This is a genomic window from Ruminococcus sp., from assembly GCF_045129435.1.
GTDB lineage: Bacteria > Bacillota > Clostridia > Oscillospirales > Acutalibacteraceae > Ruminococcoides.
Genome location: NZ_JBGVJL010000203.1, coordinates 1 through 7,870, shown reverse-complemented (window position 1 = coordinate 7,870; position 7,870 = coordinate 1). Strand labels below are relative to the sequence as shown.

12 protein-coding genes are annotated in these 7,870 nt (G+C 37.1%); 1 reads left to right on the top strand and 11 read right to left on the bottom strand.

All coding sequences use genetic code 11. The features are described 5' to 3' along the window. From ACJMMI_RS10275 to ACJMMI_RS10225, 11 genes are all read right to left on the bottom strand, one after another. Positions 1 to 502: pseudouridine synthase (locus ACJMMI_RS10275; RefSeq protein ID WP_405355447.1), on the bottom strand; the 502-nt coding region annotated here is incomplete at its 3' end. Then, complete coding sequence (locus ACJMMI_RS10270) at positions 489 to 1,628, bottom strand: D-alanyl-D-alanine carboxypeptidase family protein (protein WP_405355446.1); 1,140 nt, start codon at positions 1,626 to 1,628, stop codon at positions 489 to 491. The genes ACJMMI_RS10275 and ACJMMI_RS10270, both read right to left, overlap by 14 nt. Positions 1,629 to 1,671: 43 nt before the next feature. Then, positions 1,672 to 2,088 carry a GerW family sporulation protein gene (gene ytfJ / locus ACJMMI_RS10265; protein WP_405355445.1) on the bottom strand — a complete coding sequence of 139 codons (417 nt, stop codon included), beginning with the start codon at positions 2,086 to 2,088 and terminating at the stop codon, positions 1,672 to 1,674. Between the two features lie 56 nt (positions 2,089 to 2,144). After that, entirely contained in the window at positions 2,145 to 2,774 is a 630-nt protein-coding gene (locus tag ACJMMI_RS10260) for a DUF2953 domain-containing protein (RefSeq protein ID WP_405355444.1), read from the bottom strand. A 32-nt stretch (positions 2,775 to 2,806) separates the two neighbouring features. Beyond that, a complete protein-coding gene (locus ACJMMI_RS10255) occupies positions 2,807 to 3,082 on the bottom strand; it encodes a hypothetical protein (protein WP_405355443.1) in 276 nt (91 codons plus the stop codon). A 19-nt stretch (positions 3,083 to 3,101) separates the two neighbouring features. Continuing rightward, the gene (locus ACJMMI_RS10250) at positions 3,102 to 3,854 is read right to left on the bottom strand and encodes an EFR1 family ferrodoxin (RefSeq protein WP_405355442.1); all 753 of its coding nucleotides are present in this window, start codon (positions 3,852 to 3,854) and stop codon (positions 3,102 to 3,104) included. A gap of 38 nt (positions 3,855 to 3,892) precedes the next feature. Continuing rightward, a complete protein-coding gene (locus tag ACJMMI_RS10245) occupies positions 3,893 to 4,213 on the bottom strand; it encodes a TfoX/Sxy family protein (protein ID WP_405355441.1) in 321 nt (106 codons plus the stop codon). Positions 4,214 to 4,232: 19 nt separating this feature from the next. Then, a complete protein-coding gene (locus ACJMMI_RS10240; protein ID WP_405355440.1) occupies positions 4,233 to 4,790 on the bottom strand; it encodes a hypothetical protein in 558 nt (185 codons plus the stop codon). Positions 4,791 to 4,810: 20 nt separating this feature from the next. Continuing rightward, entirely contained in the window at positions 4,811 to 5,398 is a 588-nt protein-coding gene (gene scpB, locus ACJMMI_RS10235; protein ID WP_405355439.1) for an SMC-Scp complex subunit ScpB, read from the bottom strand. Next, positions 5,388 to 6,119: a segregation and condensation protein A gene (locus ACJMMI_RS10230; RefSeq protein WP_405355438.1), complete on the bottom strand. Its 732-nt coding sequence runs from the start codon at positions 6,117 to 6,119 to the stop codon at positions 5,388 to 5,390. The genes scpB and ACJMMI_RS10230 overlap by 11 nt, the downstream gene beginning before the upstream one ends. A 12-nt stretch (positions 6,120 to 6,131) precedes the next feature. Further along, on the bottom strand, positions 6,132 to 6,827 hold the full coding sequence (locus tag ACJMMI_RS10225) for a site-2 protease family protein (protein ID WP_405355436.1): 696 nt from the start codon (positions 6,825 to 6,827) through the stop codon (positions 6,132 to 6,134). Between the two features lie 280 nt (positions 6,828 to 7,107). Here ACJMMI_RS10225 and rpmB point away from each other — a divergent pair, with 280 nt between their 5' ends. Next, the gene (gene rpmB, locus ACJMMI_RS10220) at positions 7,108 to 7,296 is read left to right on the top strand and encodes a 50S ribosomal protein L28 (RefSeq protein WP_022234957.1); all 189 of its coding nucleotides are present in this window, start codon (positions 7,108 to 7,110) and stop codon (positions 7,294 to 7,296) included. Positions 7,297 to 7,870 lie beyond the last annotated feature (574 nt).

Here is a 7,870-nt window from a genome sequence, read left to right as displayed (position 1 = left end):
GTGCGGTTTTTACTCCGTCAAGCTCAATGCCTGTTTCAAGCTTTACAAGCTGATCCTCGTCAATAGACGGACGAACCGTAACTCTGTAAATTTTATAAACACTGTTCTTAGGGTGCATAATTTTATTTGCAAGCTCACCGTCATTTGTGAGAATAAGCATACCCTCCGAGTCCTTGTCAAGTCTGCCGATAGGATAAACTCTTGTGCCGACATCTTCAACAAGCTGAGCCACACATTTTCTGCCACGCTCATCGTTCATTGTGGTAATAAAACCTCTCGGCTTATTGAGCATAATATAGCGGTAAGACGGCTTTGCATTTGTAAGCACACGCTTACCCTTTACAAACACCTTGTCGGTTGGTCTTACCTTATCGCCAAGCTGAGCGGTTTTGCCGTTCACCTTTACATGACCGTCAATAATCATCTGCTCGGCTTTTCTTCTTGATGCTATTCCACATTGTGATAATAATTTTTGAAGTCTGATTGGTTCATTCTTTGCCATATGTAAAAAATTCCTTTATTTTAGTCCAAATACTTTTGGTTTTATTCTGCGAATTGCTGTATTCAACAGCAATAAGATTTGTGCTTGCAAGCTTTTTGCCGTCAAGCGTGTATTCAATTCTGCCCACAACATCGCCGTCCTTTACAGGAGCATACAAAAAATTGTCGGCATATACAGTTCTCTCAACACTGCCCTTTTTATCAAACGGCACAACAACATTTTTGCCCTTTGTGCCTGTAACGCTTATGCTTTCATCATCTCCGCCTGTGCAGGGGATTTCAAGATAATAGTCGGAATCGTCACATTCTACGCAGGCAAGCTGTGAAAATCCATAATTATAAAGAGCAATATGGTCGTTCCAGTCGTTTCTATCATTGAGCGTAACACAAACAAATGTAAGTCCGTACTTTTTTGCGGAGGATACCAAACATCTGCCTGCCGCCATTGTGTAGCCTGTTTTTCCGCCTGTACAATACTCATACATAGAAAGCAGTCGGTTATGGTTTGAGTAGGTTGTTTTCTTTGAGACAGGCTCTACAAACTCAACTGTAGCCTTTTTCTGAGAAGTAAGCTTTGCAAAGCTTTCGTTCTCAAGTGCATAGCTCATCAGCAGAGCCATATCGTATGCTGTGGAATAATGGTTTTCATCATCAAGTCCGCTCGGCGTTACAAAATGGGTGTTTTTCATTCCGATTACCGCCGCACGGTTGTTCATAAGTTCAGAAAACTTCTCTGCACTGCCTGCAATAGAAATTGCCGCTGCGTTTGCTGCATCATTTCCCGATGCCATCATCATTCCTGCCGCCAAGTCGCTGAGTCTTACCTTTTCGCCCACTTTCAGGTACATTGAACTTCCCTCGGCTGTCATATCCTTTGTAAAGGTCACAACCTTGTCGGCTGAGTCTGCATACTCAAGCGTAATAAGTGAAGTCATCAGCTTTGTGGTGCTTGCAGGCTTCATCTTTTTATTTTCATTTATAGAAAAATATACTTTTCCGTCATCAACACAATACAACACGCAAGCCTGAGCATTGACTGTCGGCTTGTCGGATTGTGCAAATGCAGTAATCTGCGTAGCAGAAACAAAGGTCACCACAACAAGAACAACGGAAAGTATTTTTTTCATAAGCTCGCCTCCGAAATATTTTATGCGGAGGCTTTGCTATAAATTACACCATATCTATATCGTCCTGAGTGATTTCCGAGAAATCGTCGGCATCTTTTTTCTTGCTGAACATTCCCTTTACCTTCTGCAAAACATCGGGAATCATACCCACAATACCCTCTGCGGTACTGCCGTTGCTGTCAACCGAAACAAGTCTTACATCGCCCTGATAAACAGTTAAAAAAGCCACAGGCTGAATTGTAACGCCTGCACCGCTGCCGCCGCCAAAGCAATCCTTGTTTTCCTTTTTGGTAGGAAGGTCAGAACCGCCTGCCGCAAAGCCATAGGTTACCTTTGAAACAGGAATAATAAGTGTGCCGTCAGGAGCTGTAATCGGCTCTCCAACAATAGTATTTACATCTACCATTTCCTTGATTTTGTTCATAGTAGTGTCCATAAGATTTCCAATAGGATGTTCCATAGTAATTCTCCTTTTCGCTTTATGTCAGCGTATTACTACGCTATATATCATATATTTTAATCTTCTGTAGCTGTCTTTAGCTCTAAAAGCATTTTCAGTGCTTTAAAGCCGTATTTAAAGACAATTTTCACAAGATGAACTACCCTTGTTTTAAATATTGCAAAAAACTCAACCTTAGTTTCCGCACCCTCTGTAAAATCAGGTAAAATATCAACACCGTAATGCGAATATTTCATTGAGCTTATAACCGCACTTGTAAGCGGATAAACCACCGAGCATACTTTGCCGTAATTTATAGCGGTATCGGCAGCATCTTTGCCGCCAACCTTTATGCTCAATGCAAAGCTTTTGATTATTATGTGTGCAAAAAAGTCTTTTAATACACCTGCGGCAAGCTCTGTAATCTTTGTAAAAAGATTTACAACGCCCGAAAGTCCAAGTTCTTTTAAAAAATTATCCTTAGGCTTTTCTTCTTTTTTAGGTGCAGGTTTTTGCGGCTGTTCGTTTTTTTTCTTCTTTTTAGGTTTCTTTTTCTTTGGCACAGGCGGGTAAAGAATAATCTTTACAAAGCCTATGTGCAGTCTGCAAAAGAATTTTTTATTATATCTTACGCAAACCTTTATGGGAATAGCAAGAATTATTATAAAAAATAAGACTATCCCCAGCAGTATATACAGCCAGAGCAAGGCAAAACCTCCTCCGAGTAAATTTATTTTTACTAATACAAGTATTCAAAGTCTACATCATTCCAAACATCAATTAACCTATTCTCATCAATTTTTGCCGTCTGAAGTAAAATCTCAATGGAATCAAATGTATATTCTTTTTTATCAACCAAAATTGATGCCTTGTTCTTTAAGTTTGAAGAAGAAATAAAAATTGAATGACCTTCATATTTTGCTTCTAATTCACGCCCATTAGCAATAAGCCAAATTAAAGCAGATATTGATTTTTTATCAAATAATTCATTTTCAATCAATTCATATAAATCCATCTTAATTTTCCTTTTAAATTCAAAAATTCATTCCTATTTCGTTTTCATTGATAAACGGATTTATATATCTGCCTTTCTTATTTCTATGCTTATAAACAATAGCTTTTTGAGGACACCTATGATAGCAACCAAGGCAAGAAACGCAATTATCTTTGAATGTAATTTCTCCATTTTCAAAAACAATGTTATTTGCAGGGCAAATTTCAACGCACTTTCCACATTTAGCACAATTTTTCTTTACAGAAAAATCATCAGCTATTAAATGCCAATTAGATTTATTGGTAAAATAAATTTTTTCATTTGTTTTTACTTTTTTAGGTATAAAAAAACCATTCTGTTTTATTTTTAAAATAATATCATCAATTTTTTTCAATGATTTTTTTAGTATCATTTTATTATAAATACCTGGTGTAGAAAATGTCAATGTATAATTCTCAGGCATAAGCATTTTAAATACGCCAAGTATATTTTTGTTGTTTTCCTTTGCAAAATCATATGTGAATACATCTGCACCACCAGCCATACCGCCATAATTTAAAACAACATATATCTTAGAATTACTATTAACATTTAGCAAAAAATTATAAGTATGTACAGGCAACCCAAATGAATAAATCGGAGAAACAACGATGATTTTCTCAAATTCACTTGCATTACCTTTATAATTAGGGATATAGATAATTTTTCCTCCAAGTTTACTTTTAATTCTTTTTGATAAATATAAGCTGTTGCCGGTTGAAGAAAAATAAAATATTCCGTTCAGTATTAACAACCCCCTTCCCCTTTATATTTTAAATATAAAAATATTGCCTACCTCTTCTTTTTAGCCTTCGGCATCGGTAATTCATCATACATTGCATTGAATAAACCTGTCAGAAAATCTTTATTATCAACTTCATCTACTAAAAGCATTTCCTTTGCTCCCTCATACGGCAACTCATATACAGCTGTCGGCATATATGAAATAGCGGATTTTACAGGCTTTACAAGTAATCTGTCATCATATATTCCGCCAATTATTTTGCCACGATAGTAAAGAATAAATTCGCCCAGCATTGCTCTGTATGTAATATCTTCCAAATCAGATAACTGTCCTAAAATAAATTGTAAATATTCTTTGCTTGATGCCATAACCTACATACACCTCAAATCAATGCCAATTACATATTTTCAAAACTCTGCAAACCATATAGTGTATTGGTTTTCCGTTGTCAGCCGGCTTTTTATCATGTGGATTATACCATGGCTTAAGACTTTCGTTTTTAGATAATTCAACAGCTACTCTGAGAGCTTCATCGTAATTTTCAGTCAAGCCATCATCACCAAAAGGAATACACTCTCCCTTTGAGTTTACAACACAATTAATTCTTTTTTCATTTGAATTAATAACACTATACAGTTTGCTGTCTTTAAGCCTATATTCTTCACGCTCCAAGCTAAGTAAAAATCCCTTGAATAAAATATCTTCATTAGGTTTTTTATTAACCCAAACAGCCTTGCCGTACTCAAGCTGCACCAATTTTTCTTCCAAATGAATACAATCGTATCCCTGCGGAATTTTATCTGTATATTTGTTGTAAGGCCATGATTTATGAAGTTCTTCATATGTTCCGCATCGTGTAAAGCCTTTGTTGCTTGTTATAAAAAATGTAAAGTCATCTGATTTTGAGAATATATAATTATTCTCATGTTCGGGAAAATCAAACATTTCAGTCACCTTCAAACAAACTACTCGTCACCATGTTCAACTGAATCAACATTTTCTGTATTTTCAGCAGTTTCTGCGTTATCCTCTGAATTTTCGTTTTTGTCGCTTTCGGGAAGCGGAGGCAGATTTTCTAAGCTTTCAAGATTAAAGCATCTCAAAAAGTTTTCGGTTGTTCCGTAAAGCAAAGGTCTGCCCGGCAGCTCAAGTCTGCCCTTTTCCTCAACAAGACCCTTTGTAGTAAGACTTCCGAGAACACCGCTGCAATCAACACCTCTTACCTGCTCAACAAAAGCCTTGGTAACAGGCTGATTATATGCTACCACAGCAAGCACCTCAAGTGCCGCCTGAGAAAGCGGAGTATTTCGGCGTAAATCCATCACCTTGCGTATTTCGGGAGCAAATTTCTTAGCCGACACCATTTGATATGATTTGTTCAGCTTAATTATTGTTATGCCCCTCTCCTGCTTTTGGTAATCGTCCATAAGCTCTAAAATAAGCTTTTCTGTCTGAGATGGCTTCATTTCTATAGCCTGAGCAATTTTTTCAGGCTCTACAGGCGAACCGCTGGCAAACAGTATTGCCTCGACCGCCGCTTTTTTATCGTACATCTTTGTTCTCCTTATTGTCTATCATATACACAATAGCGTGATCACCGTCACCGTCAACTCGCACACGCTTTCCCTTTACAAGTTCAAGAGTGGCAAGAAAGGTTGCCACAAGCTCACTCTTTTCCTCGCAAGCATCAAAAAGCTCCTGATACTCTATTCTTCTGCCCTTCCACAGCTTACGCATTACATGGATAATTCTGCTGCTGACAGACACAAATTTTCTTGCTACTATTACGCTGAATGCAGACTCAGGCGGTGGCAGCTTGCTTTTTCCTCTGCCCACAGCACTCACATATGCCTTAGCAATGTCCTCACTTGGGTGAATACGGTTGTATGTAAGGTCATATTCAACAGGCGACGCCTCTCTGAAAAAACTGTCATAATCGTAAATCTCGCTGAATTTCTTAGCTATCTGACGGCAGATTGCATACTCAATAAGCTGTCCGGTAAGTTCTTTTTTAAGTTCTTCAACCTCTTCCTCATATTTAGGCAACAGCATTACAGATTTGATATACACAAGTCTTGATGCCATTGTGAGAAACTCTGACTCAATATCAAGCTGATTTTCCTGCATTACCTTGATTTGTTCAAGATACTGCTCAATAAGCTCGGCTATCGGAATATCGTAAATATCTATTTTATTTTTTGAAATTAGGGTAAGCAATAAATCAAGCGGGCCTTCAAACGCCTCAAGCTTGTATTGCATAGGCTGTGATTCCATAGCTTTTACCTCTTAAAATAATCCTGCAAAAAAGTTAACCGGTGCGTATGCAATATCGTTCAGGAAGCTGAATATACCGTTTGTGGCAAAGCCGAGTACATTGCTTAGTCCTCCTGTGAAAAGCACAAAGATGAGAGCAAGTGAAAATACTGTCTGGTACTTTGTCATAAAAGCGATTGCCTTGTACGGCAAAAATGCAAATAAAATCTTTGAGCCGTCAAGCGGTGGTATTGGAATTAAGTTAAACACAGCAAGGCTGACATTGCAAGACGCATAAAAAGCGAAAAAGCTTTTAATGGCAATGCCTATTTCATTTAAGAAAAAGAAAGTAGGAAAGCAAAATGCAAGGATATAGTAAATTACAAGTCCCAAATAACCCGCCACAAGGTTAGCTATAGGGCCTGCCAACGAACAGATAGCCATACCCACCTTAGGATTTTTAAAGTTATTAGGATTTATCGGCACAGGCTTTGCCCATCCAAAGCCGACAAATATCATAGCCAGTGCACCCACGATGTCAATGTGACTTACAGGGTTAAGGGTTAATCTGCCACGCATTTTCGCTTCTTTATCGCCAAGCAGATAAGCAACAAATGCGTGTGCCCACTCGTGGAACGGCAAAATCAAAAATATAATAAGTAAAACTGCTACAAGATAGGCTACAACATTAGTAATACTAAACGAGCCATGTAAAATCTGCTGTAACATAATTATCCTCCAAAAATTAAATATTTTTCATTTATTAGCTGCAATTAGAAAAGTGATTGCACAAATTCTTTAAAAAATCCATAAAGCCGCATAAAATCTAATGTTTTGCGTGATTTATACAGATAAAAGCAAACTAAGGCTATATATAATTACTATTATATAATAAAGCAAATAAAAAAACAAGAAAAGAAATTTTGAAAAAACACTTGCATTTTTCTTCATTTTCTGTTATTATAACAAAGTTAGATGTGAAAAATGATTTTTAAGGAGGTGCAGACGCATGGCAAAATGTGATTTCTGCGGTAAGGATGTAAAGTTCGGCATCAAGGTATCTCACTCACACAGACGTTCCAACAGAACTTGGAAGCCTAATGTACAGCGTGTAAAGGCTATTGTTGATGGCTCTCCAAAGCGTGTATATGCTTGCACCCGTTGCTTACGTTCAGGTAAGGTTACCAGAGCAAACTAATACAGACAGTCGAAAATCAATGCCGTTCTACTATAGAACGGCATTTTTCGTTGCAAAAATTCAGCAAAGAATTAAGCCTTGCTTTCGTTTAGTGAAAGCAAGGCTTTTTGCTTTTTTGTGACAGTGTGACAATCTTTAACATAGTTATTAACATTTCATTAAAAAAGATAGTTTATTCTTTATCAAAACTGAGATAAATTATGGTTTTGCTGAAAGCTTCGGATAATTAACATAAAATTTAGGTCGAGCCTTTTTAAAGGCTCGTGGGTTTGGGCAAAGCCCAAGAAAAGTTATGCTTATTACAAATTTTCAAGCACAAACAGCAACGCTATTTGTGTGCTAAAGCAAAGCTTGACAAAACAGGCGACAGCCTTTTAAAATAAGAAATAATTTATAAGTAGAAAAAGAATGTCTTTTTTGTTTTGTATTGCTATCGCAATCATAAGGCTATCGCTGTTGTGATTAAGCCACCAAACAGCAAGCTGTTTGGCTATCAAAACTTTGTATTATTTAAAGTATTGTGGGCTTTGCCCACACCCACAACCATTTAAAAACGTTTTCCAAATTTTTATTT